The sequence below is a fragment of the Pseudomonas sp. FP453 genome (genome assembly GCF_030687495.1).
Lineage (GTDB): Bacteria > Pseudomonadota > Gammaproteobacteria > Pseudomonadales > Pseudomonadaceae > Aquipseudomonas.
Genome location: NZ_CP117435.1, coordinates 3,516,310 through 3,531,005, shown reverse-complemented (window position 1 = coordinate 3,531,005; position 14,696 = coordinate 3,516,310). Strand labels below are relative to the sequence as shown.

The 14,696-nt window shown below is 65.0% G+C and carries 19 protein-coding genes; 6 read left to right on the top strand and 13 right to left on the bottom strand.

Annotated features, from left to right (window positions below; all coding sequences use genetic code 11):
• Positions 1-3 precede the first annotated feature (3 nt).
• Positions 4-333, top strand: a complete 330-nt coding sequence (locus tag PSH87_RS15785; RefSeq protein ID WP_305430141.1) for a DHCW motif cupin fold protein — start codon at positions 4-6, stop codon at positions 331-333.
• Between the two features lie 3 nt (positions 334-336).
• Here PSH87_RS15785 and PSH87_RS15780 read toward each other — a convergent pair whose 3' ends face one another.
• Both PSH87_RS15780 and PSH87_RS15775 read right to left on the bottom strand, forming a co-directional pair.
• Positions 337-804 (bottom strand): copper chaperone PCu(A)C, encoded by a 468-nt coding sequence (locus tag PSH87_RS15780; protein ID WP_305430139.1) that lies wholly within the window; start codon positions 802-804, stop codon positions 337-339.
• Positions 804-1,412 carry an SCO family protein gene (locus PSH87_RS15775; RefSeq protein ID WP_305430138.1) on the bottom strand — a complete coding sequence of 203 codons (609 nt, stop codon included), beginning with the start codon at positions 1,410-1,412 and terminating at the stop codon, positions 804-806. Before PSH87_RS15775 ends, PSH87_RS15780 begins: the two co-directional genes overlap by 1 nt.
• Before the next feature lie 181 nt (positions 1,413-1,593).
• Here PSH87_RS15775 and PSH87_RS15770 point away from each other — a divergent pair, with 181 nt between their 5' ends.
• From PSH87_RS15770 to PSH87_RS15750, 5 genes are all read left to right on the top strand, one after another.
• Positions 1,594-1,974: a DUF2946 domain-containing protein gene (locus tag PSH87_RS15770; protein ID WP_017738925.1), complete on the top strand. Its 381-nt coding sequence runs from the start codon at positions 1,594-1,596 to the stop codon at positions 1,972-1,974.
• A 62-nt stretch (positions 1,975-2,036) separates the two neighbouring features.
• Positions 2,037-2,582: a putative natural product biosynthesis protein gene (locus PSH87_RS15765; protein ID WP_026137068.1), complete on the top strand. Its 546-nt coding sequence runs from the start codon at positions 2,037-2,039 to the stop codon at positions 2,580-2,582.
• 162 nt (positions 2,583-2,744) lie between these two features.
• A complete protein-coding gene (locus PSH87_RS15760; protein ID WP_305430136.1) occupies positions 2,745-4,061 on the top strand; it encodes an OprD family porin in 1,317 nt (438 codons plus the stop codon).
• Positions 4,062-4,136: 75 nt separating this feature from the next.
• The gene (locus tag PSH87_RS15755; protein WP_017738922.1) at positions 4,137-4,580 is read left to right on the top strand and encodes a CopD family copper resistance protein; all 444 of its coding nucleotides are present in this window, start codon (positions 4,137-4,139) and stop codon (positions 4,578-4,580) included.
• 74 nt (positions 4,581-4,654) lie between these two features.
• Positions 4,655-5,479, top strand: a complete 825-nt coding sequence (locus PSH87_RS15750; protein WP_305430134.1) for a hypothetical protein — start codon at positions 4,655-4,657, stop codon at positions 5,477-5,479.
• Between the two features lie 147 nt (positions 5,480-5,626).
• On the opposite strand, the gene PSH87_RS15745 is transcribed toward PSH87_RS15750, so the two are convergent.
• The 11 genes from PSH87_RS15745 to PSH87_RS15695 are packed head-to-tail and all read right to left on the bottom strand — an operon-like array spanning position 5,627 to position 14,529.
• Positions 5,627-7,081 carry a nitrite reductase gene (locus tag PSH87_RS15745; protein WP_305430133.1) on the bottom strand — a complete coding sequence of 485 codons (1,455 nt, stop codon included), beginning with the start codon at positions 7,079-7,081 and terminating at the stop codon, positions 5,627-5,629.
• Entirely contained in the window at positions 7,078-7,902 is an 825-nt protein-coding gene (cobA, locus tag PSH87_RS15740) for a uroporphyrinogen-III C-methyltransferase (RefSeq protein WP_305430132.1), read from the bottom strand. The genes PSH87_RS15745 and cobA overlap by 4 nt, the downstream gene beginning before the upstream one ends.
• Positions 7,903-7,945: 43 nt before the next feature.
• Positions 7,946-9,124 (bottom strand): heme d1 biosynthesis radical SAM protein NirJ, encoded by a 1,179-nt coding sequence (gene nirJ, locus PSH87_RS15735; protein WP_017738918.1) that lies wholly within the window; start codon positions 9,122-9,124, stop codon positions 7,946-7,948.
• 9 nt (positions 9,125-9,133) lie between these two features.
• On the bottom strand, positions 9,134-9,634 hold the full coding sequence (locus PSH87_RS15730) for a nitrite reductase (RefSeq protein WP_305430129.1): 501 nt from the start codon (positions 9,632-9,634) through the stop codon (positions 9,134-9,136).
• A complete protein-coding gene (locus PSH87_RS15725) occupies positions 9,609-10,052 on the bottom strand; it encodes an Lrp/AsnC family transcriptional regulator (protein WP_017738916.1) in 444 nt (147 codons plus the stop codon). The genes PSH87_RS15730 and PSH87_RS15725 overlap by 26 nt, the downstream gene beginning before the upstream one ends.
• The gene (locus tag PSH87_RS15720) at positions 10,045-10,533 is read right to left on the bottom strand and encodes an AsnC family protein (RefSeq protein WP_370695325.1); all 489 of its coding nucleotides are present in this window, start codon (positions 10,531-10,533) and stop codon (positions 10,045-10,047) included. Before PSH87_RS15720 ends, PSH87_RS15725 begins: the two co-directional genes overlap by 8 nt.
• A gap of 23 nt (positions 10,534-10,556) precedes the next feature.
• The gene (locus PSH87_RS15715) at positions 10,557-11,015 is read right to left on the bottom strand and encodes an Lrp/AsnC family transcriptional regulator (protein ID WP_305430126.1); all 459 of its coding nucleotides are present in this window, start codon (positions 11,013-11,015) and stop codon (positions 10,557-10,559) included.
• A 1-nt stretch (position 11,016) separates the two neighbouring features.
• A complete protein-coding gene (locus PSH87_RS15710; RefSeq protein ID WP_305430125.1) occupies positions 11,017-12,186 on the bottom strand; it encodes a cytochrome D1 domain-containing protein in 1,170 nt (389 codons plus the stop codon).
• Positions 12,183-12,500: a cytochrome c gene (locus PSH87_RS15705; protein WP_305430124.1), complete on the bottom strand. Its 318-nt coding sequence runs from the start codon at positions 12,498-12,500 to the stop codon at positions 12,183-12,185. Before PSH87_RS15705 ends, PSH87_RS15710 begins: the two co-directional genes overlap by 4 nt.
• A 16-nt stretch (positions 12,501-12,516) precedes the next feature.
• Positions 12,517-12,831: a c-type cytochrome gene (locus PSH87_RS15700; RefSeq protein ID WP_017738911.1), complete on the bottom strand. Its 315-nt coding sequence runs from the start codon at positions 12,829-12,831 to the stop codon at positions 12,517-12,519.
• 24 nt (positions 12,832-12,855) lie between these two features.
• A complete protein-coding gene (locus PSH87_RS15695) occupies positions 12,856-14,529 on the bottom strand; it encodes a cytochrome D1 domain-containing protein (protein WP_305430123.1) in 1,674 nt (557 codons plus the stop codon).
• Positions 14,530-14,696 lie beyond the last annotated feature (167 nt).

The window sequence follows — 14,696 nt, the reverse complement described above, 5'->3', positions numbered from 1 at the left end:
CCCATGGACCTCACCGCCGTACCCTTTGGCACCACCGACTGGTCAACCATCGAGCCTGTTACCTATCCCGGCGAAACCGGCAGCGCCCTGTGGCGCACCTGCCATTTCGGCACCACCCGTGTACGCAGGGTGGAGTACACCGCAGGCTACCTGGCGGATCACTGGTGCAAGCGCGGGCACATTCTGCTGTGCCTGGAGGGAGAGTTGCACACGGAGCTCGAAGACGGCCGCCAGTTCACACTGACAGCCGGGATGAGTTACCAGGTAGGCAACGACATGGAGGCGCACCGGTCATTCACTGCCGGCGGGGCGAAGCTATTTATCGTCGACTAGCCCTTAGTGCATCTTGCTGTGGTCCATGCCATCCAGGCCTCGGGCCGGAGCCGTCACTTCAATCGTCTGTTTCTCGCCCTTGGCGTTCTCGACCGTCAGGGTCAGCGGCACCTGGTCACCTTCCTTGATCTGCCCGGTCAGGCCCATCAGCATCACGTGGTAGCCGTTGGGGTCGAGGGTGACGGCCTTGCCGGCGGGCAGTGCGACCGAGTCCACCGGGCCCATGTGCATCACGTCGTCCTTCATGCTCATCTCATGGATCTGCACGTCCTTGGCCGCTGGCGTCGCCACGCTCAGCAGCTTGCTGTCGCTGTCGGCGGTGACGGTCATGAACGCGCCGCTCGACGGCTGGCCCGGCACGGTGGCGCGCACCCAGGCGTCGCTCACTTGTACCTGGGCACTGGCGTGGGCGGCGAGGGTCAGCAGGGTAAGGCCGAATGTCAGGCGCTTGAGGTGTTGAACGGCAGTCATTAGCAGACCTCCATGACGGTGAGCAGGTCTTCTGCGCACTCTTTAGCGGTAAGGGATGCCTGCAGCCCCAGGCGCAGGTTGCCACGGGTGTCGAAGACAAAACTGGTGGCGGTGTGGGACAGGGTGTAGGTGTCGCCGGCGGGGATTTTTTCATAAAAGATCCCGAACTCCTTGGCGGCCACGGCGATTTCTTCCGGGGTGCCGTACAGCGCTTCGAAGCTGGGGTCGAAGGCCTTGACGTACTTGTCGAGAATTTCCGGTGTGTCGCGCTCGGGGTCGAGGGTGATGAACACCACTTGCATGATCTCGCCGTCGCGGCCCATCAGCTTCTTGGCCTGGGCGGCGCGGGCCAGGGTGGTCGGGCACACGGCCGGGCACTGCGTGAAGCCGAAGAACACCACCGGCATCAGGCCACGGAACGAGCTCAGGGTGACGGTCTCGCCGTCGGTGTTCTTGAGCTTGAAGGTGCGGCCCATGATCTTGTCACTGAGGTCCTTGCCGTACTTGAAGTTCAGCTTGGGGCTGTAGTCACAGGCGCCCAGCAGGCTGCCCAGGCCCAACAGGCCCATGCCGGTCAGCACTTTGCGGCGGGTGAATAACGTACTCATCAACTGCGCATCCTGTGAAACGCCTGCATTGCTCTGGATCTACACATCAGGCTTTGAAAAGGAGTAAAGGAGGAGGGCGCCAAGTCTACCAACCCCGGCCCGCCCGCGTAATGTGCGACGTTCTGCCACAGGGGCGCGCCGTGCTTCATCTCGGTGCGCCTGTGGTGGTAGAGTCGCCGCCATGAAATTGCGCCCTCCCGACCGCTCGCTGATCGCCTGGACCCTGTACTTCTGCGTGCTGATGAACCTGTTCGTGTGCGGTTTGGGCCATGGGCAGATGATGGGCCTGGAGCTCAACGGCATCGGCGGGCAGTTCTGTTCGGTGGAAGGCAGCCAGCCGATTTCCGACAAAGGGTTGGGTAGCCCGGCTTCCAGCAACATCTCGAACTACTTTGCCTGCCCGGTGTGCAACGCGTTGACCGTCGCCCTGGTGTTCCTGATCGGTCTGGCCTGGCTGCTGGGCCTGGGGCAAACCCCGCGCCCGGCCCATGAACGGCGCAACAAGGCGCCGCCGCGCTATTCCTGGCCCTCGGCCAACCCCCGCGCTTCCCCCGCTTTCTGACGTGTGCCTTGGGCCGCCTGTGATCAGGCGGCGTTCTATCGTCACGACTGTGAGTGCGTTTCATGAACCCTCTATTGCCTGCCGGCGCCAACCGCCTGGTCAGCAAGGCGTCCCGGCGCCTGCGCCTGGAGCCGGCGCTGCCCGACTACCCGAGCAATTCCCGCTGCTTCGTGCACCTCGATGCACGCCTGTTGCCCCATTGGCACACCCTGTTCGACATCTGCCCGGCGTTGCTCAAGCTTGACCCGCCCGAGGGCTTGAACCTGTTCCGCAGCTTCATGACCTGGGCCTATCGCCACCGGCCACCGCTGGATTGGACCTACCACGTCAACGTCTGCCGCTGGCTGCTCGGCTCGCCGTATCGGACGCAGATTGACGATGAGCCGATCGAAGCCTTCATGGCGGCTGCGGCGGCGTGCTGGATCAACGCCGACACCAGTCAAGACAGTGGCGTGGTCCTGACCTGGCAAGGCTCGACCGTGTTCGACTGGAAGGACGCGCGCCGGGCGGATTCAGAACACCAAGCCTTGCCAGGCACCGAATGGGACTTCGCCTGGTGCCCACTAGACGCGCAGGGAGCGTTCAGCCGATGGCACTCAATACCCTGAGATTGTTACGCAACCGGTAAAAGTGAATGACGGTTTCCCCGGCTGTTTCCCGCGCGGCCGAGGCTATACCGTGCGCGCTCCCGTTGAATGCAGCACCACCCGACTGGCAAAGAACAGGGCCGGGCTGCGACGGGATCGCCTCATTTATCTTACGGAGCCTTCATGAATCACAAGACTTGCCTGGCCCTCGCCGTTTCCCTGGGGGCCGCGCAACACGCTGCTGCGTCCGGCTTTATCGACGACAGCAAAGCCAGCCTCGACCTGCGCAACTTCTACTACAACCAGGACACCCGCAACGCCCGAGGCGCGTCGGACAAGGAGTGGGGCCAGGCGTTCATGTTCAACTACCAGTCCGGCTTCACCGAAGGCACCGTCGGCTTCGGCCTGGACTTGCAGCAGATGATCGGCCTGCGCCTGGACGCCTCGGGCCGCGCCGGCAAGGCCGGTGCCGACAACACCCCCGGCAGCGTCTTCCCGCTGGACGATGGCAAGGCCGCCCATGACTTCAGCAAGACCGGCGTCACCGGCAAGATGCGCATCGCCCAGACCCAGCTCAAGGTCGGCAACCTGCAACCCAAGCTGCCGGTGCTGACCACCGAAGACGGCCGCCTGCTGCCCCAGACCTTTCGCGGTTACCAACTCGACTCCAAAGACTTCAAGGACTTCAACCTGATCGCCGGCAAGCTGGAGCAGGTCGTCGACCGCAACTCCAGCAACGGCCAGGGCCTGTCGATTGCCGGTGCAAACGACCCCGTCAAGGGCAAGTCCAGCAACCAGTTCTACTACGGCGGCGTGGACTACGCGGTCAGCAAGCAACTGCAAGTGCAGTACTACTACGCCAGCCTGGAGAACTTCTACCAGCAGCATTTCCTCGGCCTGGTGCACAACTGGCAACTGCCGGTGGGCCAGTTCAAAAGCGACCTGCGCTACTTCTACAGCACCGCCGACGGCAAGAACGCCAGCGCGGCCGGGCGCGATGAAGGCTACGTCAGCGCGGGTTACTACGGCCCCGGCGCGAACACCGGCAAGGTCGACAACCGCCTGTGGAGTGCGCTGTTTACCTACGCCTTGAGCGGGCATTCGGTCAGCCTCGGCTACCAGAAAACCACGGGTGAAAGTGACTTTCCCCATATCAACCAGGGCCAGGGCCGCTCGCTCTACCTGATCACCAATTCGCAGTCGCTGAAATTCGTCAATGCGGGCGAGCAAGCCACCGTCGGCAGCTATGCCTATGACTTTGCCGGCCTCGGCGTACCGGGCCTGCGCTCCAGCGTCACCTATATCCACGGCAGCCACATCCGCACGGCCAGCCGTGACAACAGTGAATGGGAGCGCGACCTGCGCGTGGACTACGTGATTCCCACCGGCACCTTCAAGGGCCTGGGCCTGACCTGGCGCAGCGCGGTCCTGCGCGGCAACGACACGGTGGACAAGGACGAGACGCGGTTGATCGTCAGCTACAGCATCCCGCTGCTGTAACGGCTTGACCGGCATCAAGGCGTGGCCGCATGAAGGGCGCGACACTGGAGGCCCGGCGCGACCTGCGAGGCCTCCATGCTCTACCTGCTGTTTCTCCTGGCCCATCTGTTCGCTGCGCTGATCTTTATCGGCACGGTGTTTTTCGAAGTGCTGATCCTCGCCCACCTGCATCGGCACCTGCCGGCGCGGGTGATGGTGCAGGTCGAACAAGGCGTCGGCCAACGTGCGCGGGCGTTGATGCCGTGGGTGTTGCTGGTGCTGTTCGGCGCGGGCATCGGCATGGTCTGGCTGCGTTATCGGCCGATATTGGCGGCACCGCTGGCCAGCGCTTTCGGCACATTGCTGAGCCTCAAGCTGATTCTCGCGGGCAGCGTGCTGCTGCACTTTGTGCTGACGATGCTGCGCATGCGCCGTGGCCGTGTCAGTGCGCGGTACCTGCGCTTTATCCACCTCAGCCTGTTCGCGCACATGGTGGCGATTGTGCTGTTGGCCAAGAGCATGTTTTACCTCAGTTGGTAAAGCCCTTGATGCATATCAAGGGGTGCCCTGGTGTCGCACCGGACAATGGCTCACCGTCCATGGAGGAGCCCGTCATGCGCAGTGTCATTTCTCTCGATGTGGTGCGTACCCTACGCAGCAGCCGCCAACGCCAGCGCCCCCTGGCGTTGACCTTGCACTGGCCGGCCGGCACGGCGAACGACGCGTGCCGGCGCAGCCTGGACGAGGAGGCGCAATGGATCGGCCGCCACCTCGACCAGCGCCAACCCGTGGCGCATTTCCAGTGGCGCGGCGCAGCGGCCGTCGCCGAGGTGCAGGCGATGATGGGCACCCTGCATGCACGCTTCAATTTCTTCGAGCGCGACCGCGGCGACTACGCCATCGACCTTGCGCCCCGGCACACCGATTGGGCGAGCGTCGGCCTGCTGCGCGAGCTGGGGTTCAACCACGTCTGCATCAGCGCGCCCGATGCCTGCGCCGGGGTCGAACCCTCGCCGTTGTGCTACCGCAACTCCGCACCGATCCAGTCGTTGATCGATGCGGCGCGCACCTTCGATTTTCGTTCAGTGAGTGTCGACCTTGGCTACGGCGCCGCCTGGCAGACCCTGGCCAGTTTCGAGTCCAAGCTCGACAGCCTGATCACCCTGGCGCCGGATCGCTTGCACCTGTTCGACTACGCCCGGCCACCTCGGCGGTACCGCGCGCAACCGACGCAAGCCCATAGCGGCGCCATGCGCCAGCTGAGTTTCGAGCGCCTGGCCGCGGCGGGTTACCACTACATCGGCCAGGGGCAGTTTGCCCGCAGTGACGATGACTTCACCCAGGCCCAGGAGCGCGGCAACCTGCGCCGTACCGGCGAAGGGTTCACGGTGCACGGTGACTGTGACCATATCAGCCTGGGCGACACACTCCTGTGGTGAGTGAGCTTGCTGTGGCGAGGGAGCTTGCTCCCGCTGGAGTGCGTAGCACGCCCAAAAAAGCCGGCTCCAGCTGCGCTGTCGAGCGGGAGCAAGCTCCCTCGCCACAGAAGATTGTCTTGCTCTTTTGACTTGGTGAATAACAAAGCCTCAGTGCGACGTACCCTCGGCAAACTCAATCTTGTTGCCCACGTTGTACTTGCCCGACGGCTTGTTCATCGGCAGGCGCTTGATCTCTTCAAGCGTCTGGCTGTCGTACACGATCAGTGCGCCGTCGCTGGCCCAGATGCTCAGCAGCACGTAGCGCCCATCGCGGGTGAATTCCACATGGGCGGCGGTCTTGCCCGGTACCGGGCGCAGGGTGTGGGCGATTTCCAGGGTCTGTTTGTCGATCAAGTGGATGGCATCGTTGTCCGGGCCGAAGAACACATCGCTCCACACATAGCGCGAGTTGACATGGCTGCGCATGAAAAACCCCGGGCCCAGGGTGGGGATCTGTTTGATCAACTTCCAGGTGCTGGGGTCGAGCACGCTGATTTGCCCCTGGCTGATATTCGGCGTGGCGAACACCCACTGGCCATTGCGCCGCCAATAGGTGCCGGAGCCCAGGTGCGGCATGCCCGCCAGTGGGATATCCGTGACCACGGCACCGGAATCCAGGTCGATCACCTGGCCGCCACCGGCCTTGCGTGACGTGGCGAGCAACTGGCGGTAATCCGGGGTGAACGAGAAGTCATCCAGCACGTCACGGGCCGCGATGCGTCGGGGTTCGAAGCTGGGCGTTTGGGCGGCATAGGACAGCTCCCACACCTCGTTCACGTCCTTGAGCGCCACGACAAAACTGTTGCGCGGCGGTGCGGTGTACACGGCGCTGACCCGTGAGCCGGTGGGCAGTGTCTTGACCAGCGACAAATCCCGCGCATCGAGCACCACCAGGTTGCCCGGCAGGTAGTTGCCCACCAGCACCCAGCGCCCATCCTTGCTCACCGCGAGGTTGCGGGTGTTGAGCCCGGCGCGGATCTCGGCGATCAGGGTGAGGTTGTGCAGGTCGTACAGGCTGATCCAGCCATCCCGCGAGGCGAAGTACACGAAGCGTCCATCCGGCGAGAACTTGGGCCCGCCGTGCACGGCAAAGTGGCTGGCGAAACGGTCAAGCACGGTGAAGCGATCACCGTCGAGGATGTCGATGTGATGGTCGCCGGACTCCACCACCACAAACAGGTTGAGCGGGTCGGCGTGGTGTTGCGGGGTTGTCGGTAACTGGCGCAGGTCGGCCAGCAGGCGGTGGCTGTTGCGGATGTCTTGCGCCGCCCAACTGACTGGCGTGACCGGCGGTTGTTGCAGAAAGTCCGCCAGGGCGTCGATCCGTGCCGCACTCAGTTGCGGCGCAAAGGCGGCCATCTGGCTGGCCGCGCGGCCTTGGGCGATGACCTCTCGCACCTCGTGTGGCTTGATCCGCCCGAGGCTTTCCGGCAGCAGTGCCGGGCCGCTGGCGCCGATGCGATTGAGGCCATGGCAACTCTCGCAATACTGCTGGTAGTCCTCGTCCGGTGTGCCATGGGCGGCGCTGGCCCACAGCAACGGCAGCAGCCACAGGCGTTTCATAGCGCCACCGCTGCGCGGGGCGCCGACAGGCTGGCCGGGTAGTGCAGGGCGGCGTCGGCAAACAGGTCGACCACCGCGCCGATCACCGTCAGGGTCGGCACGCCGGGTTCGCAGTCGGCGGCCAGGGTCGGCAACTGGCGCAAGGTGCCACGGGCCACGTGCTGGTCGGCCCGCGCACCGTTGCTGATCAGCGCCGCCGGCGTATCGCCCGGCAAGCCGGCGGCCATCAGGTGTTCGGCGATCAGCGCCAGGTTCGCCAGGCCCATGTAGAACACCAGGGTCTGGCTGGGCTCGGCGAGGCTGGCCCATGGCAGTTTCAATGCGCCGTCGCGTTGCAAATGCCCGGTGACGAAGCGGCAGGAGTTGACCAGGTCGCGGTGGGTCAACGGGATCCCCGCGTAGGCGCTGCACCCGGACGCGGCGGTGATGCCCGGCACCACCTGGCAGGGAATGTCGCGCGCGAGCAGGTATTCCAACTCCTCGGCGCCGCGCCCGAAGATGAACGGGTCGCCACCCTTGAGGCGCACCACGCGCTGACCCTGCTCGGCCAACTCCGCCAGCAGTGCGTTGAGTTGCGCCTGGGGCAGGCTGTGGTAGCCGCTGGCCTTGCCGACGTAGTGACGCGCGCAGCTGAGGGGGATCAGGCTCAGCAGTTCGGCGCTGATCAGGCGGTCGAACACCACCGCGTCGGCCTGCATCAACAGGCTCCAGGCGCGCAGCGTCAGCAGGCGAGGGTCGCCGGGGCCGGCGCCCACCAGCGCGACTTCGCCGGGGTGGAAAGGGCTATGCAAACTGGCGGGTAAGGCGGTCGGTAGGTGCATGAGACGTCCTTGGTTCATCATCAGGAAGGCGCCCGCGGTTGTGTCACCGGGTAGCGCACGGGATCAGGTCGAGGGGGTGGCGGGCGATCTCGGTGTCGCTCAGATAACAGCCCGGGTCCGGGCCCCAGAGGTCGCCATCGGCCCAGGCGCGGGTCCGCGTGTTGCCGTTGCAGATCGCCAGCCAACGGCACTCGGTACAGCGCCCGCCGATCTGTCGCGGGTGCTCGCGCAGGCGCAGCAGCAACGGGTCGGGCTGGTCCAGCCAGAGGTGGCGGAAGCGGGTGTTGCGCACGTTGCCCACCGAGTGCTGCCACCAGTAGGTGTCCGGGTGCACTTCGCCGGTGTTGTCGATATTCGCGATGCCACTGCCCGACGCATTGCCGCCCCAGCCGTGCAGCAGGTGTTCCAGTTGCGGGTAGTGCTCGGGCAGGTGGCGGTGCACCCATTGCAGCAAGAGGATGGCGTCGGCGTCGTTGTTGCCGCTGACAAAGTCGCTGGCCACGCCCTGTTCGATGTCATCCCAGGCCTGCTGGAAAATCAGCGTCATGGCCTCGCGACCCATCTGGCGGTGGGCGTCCAGCAGGCGACTGCGTTTGCCGCGCCCGCTGTAGTTGAGGTGCGACAGGTAGAACTTCTGCACGTCGTAGCTGCGCATCAGCGCCAGCAGTTGTGGCAACTGGGCATGGTTTTCCTGGGTCAGCGTGGTGCGCAGGCCCACGCGAATCCCGGCTTCGCGGCACAGGCGGATGGCGTGCAGCGAGCGCCGGAAACTGCCGTGCATTTGCCGAAACGCATCGTGGGTGGCCTCCAGCCCATCGATGCTGATGCCCACGTAGTCGTAGCGGGCGTCGGCGATCTGCTGGATGTTGTGCTCGTCGATCAGCGTGCCGTTGGTGGACAGCGCGACGAAAAAGCCTTTTTGCCGGGCGTAGGCGCTGAGCTGGAACAGGTCCTCGCGCAGCAAGGGTTCGCCGCCGGACAGGATCAACACGCGCACCCCGGCGTCGTGCAGATCGTCGATCACCCGCAGCGCCGTGGCAGTGTCCAACTCATCGCGAAACACGCTGTCGGCGCTGGTGGCGTAACAGTGTTTGCAGGTGAGGTTGCAGCGGCGCAACAGGTTCCAGATCACCACCGGCGGGCGCTCACTGCCCGGCGTCGAGGTGCGGGGTGGCGGGCATTGGCCGGCCACTGTGCGCAAGTACTGACTGATCCGCAGCATGGCAACTCCTTAGTGCGAGGGGGGCCGGCGCAGGCCGGTTTTTTTCAGGATGCGGCTGCTCACCAGCATCTCGTCGGCACGGCAGGCATCGCCCAGCAGGTAGCGCAGGTGTTCGCGGTAGCTGTCGATCTCTTCGCGGCTGCGCCCATGCACCATGGCGAACAGGTTGTACGGCCAATCCGCGCGGCGCGGGCGGCGGTAGCAATGGCTGACGAAGGGCTGCGCGCCCAGCAGTTCGCCCAGGCGCGGCAGCTGCGCGTCGGCCACGTCCCACACGGTCATGCCGTTGTGCCGATAACCCAGGCGGTAGTGATTGGGCACGGCGGCGATGCGGCGGATCGCACCTTCGGCTTGCAGGCGCTTGAGCAGGTCCAGGGTCGATTCGACGCTGACGCCCAATTGCTCGGCAAGCCACGCCCAGGGATCCTCCACCAGCGGCAGGCCGCTTTGGGTCAGGGCGATCAGGCGCAGGGCCAGGGCGTTGTCAGACCGGGAAATACAGACCGACATGGTAGGTGTGCTCCTTCGGCAGGTTGAGCACCGCCAGCCCGGTGAGGGCTTCGATGCGGGACAGGGCCTGTGCCAGCTCCGCGGCGCTGGCGCAGGCCAGTACGAACCACATGTTCCAGTGGTGCTCGCGGCGGTAGTTGTGGGCCACTTGCGGCAGGTCATTGAGTTGCGCGGCCACCGTCTCGAAGCGCCCTTCGGGGACGGCCAGGGCGGCGAGGGTAAAGGCGCCGCCGAGCTGCTCGATGTCAAACATCGGGCCGAAGCGCGTCAGCACGCCGTCTTCCAGCAGATCATGCAGGCGGTCGAGCAGTTCGCAGGGGCGGCTGGCCAACTCCTGCGCCAGTTGCTGCCAGGGTTGGCGCACCAGCGGCAGGCCGTGTTGCAGGCGGTTGATCAGGCGGCGGTCGAGGTCATCCATGGGCCCATACCTGGGACGGTGGCGGCGCAAAACGCCCGCCGCATTGTTTGTAGGCGCAGGTACTGAACAGCAGGTGGTGGGGCAGGTCACTCAGCTGTTGCTGCTCCAGCACTGCGCGGATATGCGCGGTGACCTCCTCGCGTTCACGGCCATGCACCATGCAGAACAGGTTGTAGCGCCACAGCGGCAGGCGGCGCGGGCGCTGGTAACACAGGTTGATGCGCGGCGCGCGGCCCAGGCGCGTGCCCACTTCATCCACCAGCGCATCCGGCACGTCGAGCACCAGCATGGCATTGGCGACAAAACCCAGGGCGCGGTGGTTGAGGACCAGGCCGACACGGCGGAACAGGCCTTGCTCCTGCCATTGCTGCATCTGTTGCAGCACCTGGTCGTGATGGGCGCCGATGCGCTCGGCGAGGTCGTCATAGGGCCGCTTTACCACCGGCAAACCGCGTTCCAGGCACTGGCGCAGGTCGAGCATTTGTTCGTGGTTCAGGGGCGTGATCACGGATGGGCTCCCAGGGAGAACCCGAGGTCGATGCGGTAGGCGGTGAGCATTGGCAAATCCAGGGGACGCAGGCCGGTGTCTTTCTCCAGCTCGTCCAGGACCTGTTCCAAGTGCTGGCGGTGCGGCCCGGTGAGCACGAACCACAGGTTGTAATGGTGCTCGCGGGCATAGTTGTGATTGACCTCCGGGTACTGGCTGACCCGCCGGGCCACCTGTTCCAGGCGTTCCAGCGGCACCGCCAGGGCGGCCAGGGTGCTGGCGCCGGCGCGGGTGTGCTCGAACACCGGGCCGATGCGCGAGAGGGCGCCGGCCAGTTCCAGGCGTTGCAGGCAGGCCATCACCTCGGCTTCGCGGCAGCCCAGCACCTGGGCCATTTCCCGATAGGGCTCGGCGCACAGCGGCATGCCGTGCTGGTAGCGTTCGATCAATTGCTGGCTGAGCAGGTCAAGGTCCATCTCAATACCCCATTTTTTGCGCGCGGCTGCTGAAGAAAATTCCACTGGGGCTCAAGGCCGGCAAGGTCTTGAGCAAGGTCAGGCGATAGGGGTCCCAGACCTGCACCTGCTCACCGTCGCGCACCGACAGCCACAGCTGCTCGCCACGCCCGGTGAACTCCAGGTGCAGCACGCCGGGACCGGGGCGCAGGTCGGCGACGATCTGGTGGGTCTGGGTGTCGAGCACCTGCACGCGATCGTTGTCCGGGTAGGCGAAGTTGACCCACAGCTGGCGCCCGTCCGGCCGCGCGGTGACGAAGATCGGCTGGCCGGCCACGGCGATGGTCGCGGTCTGCTGCCAGCTGCGTGAATCCATCACCAATACTTGGTGGCGGCCCACGGCAGGCACGAAGGCCTGGTGGTCGGCCACGGCCCAACCTTCGAGGTGGGGCATCTTGTACACCGGCAGTTTCGCCTGGCCGCGGCCGTAGTCGGCGAGCACCCGCTTGACGCCTTGTTCCGGGTGCCACAGGTCGAGCTGGGCCATGCCGTCTTCTCCGAACAGCCCGGCCATGTAGTAGCGGCCATCGGCGGTGATCAGGGCGTCGTAGGGTTGCTCGCCGATGTCGTTGTAGCGGGTGATAGTGGGTGGGGTGCCGTGGCTGAAGTCCGCGCTCCAGATCTCGCCGGTGTCGAACAGGCTGAACACGAAACGCTGGCCGGGCGCGTCCACCAGACCCACCACCCGCGAGCGCTTGCCATCGGGCAAGGCGGTCGCGGGGATGTCCGCGACCTGGGCGAGGGTGGCGGCATCGAACACCTTGACCCCGCCGGGCAGGTAATTGGACACGGCAATCAGGCGCCCATCCTGGCTGATCGCGCCGCCGATGCTGTTGCCGCCCTGGATGATGCGTTTTTCAATGCGCTGGCCCAGCAAGTCGACCTTGGTCAGCCCGCCGTCGCGGCCAAACACATAGGCGTAGCGCTGGTCGCGGGAAAACACCACCGAGGCGTGGGACAGGTCGCCCAGGCCATTGAGGCGTGCCAGGGCGGTCATGCCGCTGGTTTCAATGATTTGCACACTGGCGCTGGCGCGTTCGATCACCAAGCCGAGGTCGCCGGTGCCGCGCAACGTCGGCTGGGTGCAGGCGCCGAGCAACAGGCACAGGGATAAACACAGGGGACGGATCATGGCGCGAGGCTTCCTTGCAAGAGACGGTCGACCAGCCAGGCGATCTCACTGGCGTTGAGCAGCGGTGCCCAGCCAGGCATCGCGCGGGTCGGGCGGCCATGGGTCACGGTGGCGATCAGGCTGTCACGGCTTTGCCCGGCCAGGGCCTGGGGCGTCAGAGGCGGGCCAAGGCCGCCGGTCAGGTACAGGCCGTGGCAGGCGCCGCAGTCCTGGGTCAGCAGATGCTCCAGGCGCGGCGCATCCACGGCCGCGTTGACGGGCGCGGGAATAAGTAGGAGCAGCGCCGCGGCCGAACCGATCATCGAAACTTGCATGGCGTGCTCCTTGGGGTCATTTCAAGGTCAGGATCCAGGTGGCCAACGTCTTCGCTTCGTCATCCGTCACCGGGTTCGGCGGCATCGGGATCGGTCCCCAGTTGCCCTGGGTACCGTTCTTGATATGGCTGGCGAGGGTGGTGGCCGCGTCTTTGACCGCGGCGTTCCTGGCGGCGACCTCCTTGAGCGACGGCCCGACCACTTTGCTGTCGATGCTGTGGCAGGCCGCGCAAGGTTTGCTCTTGAACAGCGCCGGGCCGTCCTCGGCGAGGGCCGGTTGCAGGCCGATAAAGGCGGTGCTGGCGAGCAATGCGAGGAGCATATTTTTCATGGCGGGTTCTCTTGTTGATGCGGCTCAATAAATGTCGTGTTGGGTGTTGAACACGTTGAACTTGCCGGTCGGTGTGATCAGCCGTTTGTCCTTGATCACCTGCTTGAGCTTGAGGGTCTTGTCGTCGATCACCACCAGCGCCGACTCCTCGGTCTGGCCGTTCCACACCGAGAACCACACCTCGTCACCGGCCTTGTTGTATTCCGGTTGCACCACACGCAGTGCGCCTTGCTTGATGCCCGAGTACTCGGCGATCGGCAGCACGCTGTAGCCCTTGTCGAGTTGGTTGATGTCGAATACCGCCACCGACTGGCTGAGCTTGGCGTCGGGGTTGAGGGTGGTGTCGACGTAGAGGTGATGGGAGTTGGGGTGGGTCTTGATAAACAGCGAGCCGCCCCCTTGGCCGCTGAGGGATGCCACCTGTTTCCAGGCGTATTGCGCGTGCTTGATCGGGTCGGTGCCGATCACCGAGATGCCGCCATCGCCCAAGTGGCTGGTGGCCCACACCGGCCCGTATTGCGGGTGCACGAAGTTGGCGCCACGCCCGGGGTGCGGGGTCTTGCCGACGTCCACCAGGGCGGTGAGGGTGCGCAGCTTGGAGTCGATCACCGCGACCTTGTTCGAGTTGTTGGCTGCCGTGAGGAAGTAGCGGTGGGTGCTGTCCCAACCGCCGTCATGCAGGAACGGCGCAGCGTCGATAGTGGTGATGGTGAGGTTCTTGATGTCCTGGTAGTTGACCAGCATGACCTTGCCGGTTTCCTTGACGTTGACGATGAACTCCGGCCATTCGTGGGAGGCAATGATCGCCGCCACGCGCGGTTCGGGGTGGTACTCCTGCTTGTCCACGGTCATGCCGCGGGTCGAGACGATCTGCCTGGGCTCCAGGGTTTCGCCGTCCATGATCGTGAACTGCGGCGGCCAGTAGGAGCCGGCGATGGTGTATTTGTCCTCGAAGCCCTTGAACTTGGAGGTCTCCACCGAGCGCGCTTCGATGCCGACCTTGATCTCGGCGACCTTGGTCGGCTCGGCGGGCCACAGGTCGATCATGTCGATCTTGGCATCGCGGCCGATCACCAGCAGGTAGCGCCCCGAGGCGGAAATCCGCGAGATGTGCACGGCGTAGCCGGTGTCGATCAGCTTGACGATCTGCTTGGTGTCGCCATCGATCAGGGCGATCTTGCCGTCGTCGCGCAGGGTCACGGAGAACAGGTTGTCCAGGTTGAGTTTATTCAGCTGGCGCTTCGGCCGGTCTTCAGGCTTGACCAGCACTTTCCAGGTCTTGAGCGTCTCGGCCATGCCCCATTCCGGCGGAGTGGGCGCGGTGTGCTGGATGAAGGTGGCCATGCTGCTGATCTGGGCTTTGGTCAGCGCATTGGAGGTGCCCCAGTTCGGCATGCCGGCGGGGGAACCGTAGGTGATCAGCGCTTCGAGGTACGCCTGGCCACGGGATTGGGTGATGTCCGGGGTCAGCGGTTTGCCGGTGGCGCCCTTGCGCAGCACGCCGTGGCAGCCGGCGCAGCGTTCGAAGTAAATCTGCTTGGAGGCGTCGAAGTCGGCCTGGCTGATGTCCGGCGCACCGGCGGTTTTCACCACGGCGGGCGTGGCGGCGCCATGGGCGCTCAAGGGCAGGACGAGGGCCAGCGCGCAGCTCAGGCTGGCGAGGCTCAGGGTGAAGGTTTTTGTGTGGCGAGTCAGCATTCCATTTACTCCTCAGGCGAGACCTTTGCGGTGCCGCGCAACGGGGTGCGGGCGCAGGTTCTTAGTGCCTGGCCAGACTATGGCGAGGTGTTGCAATGCTCGCTTGACGGCGATCAAGTTTGCCTTGGGTAGCGCTTGCCAGGTTGTCGCAGGCGCCCTTAGCGTGG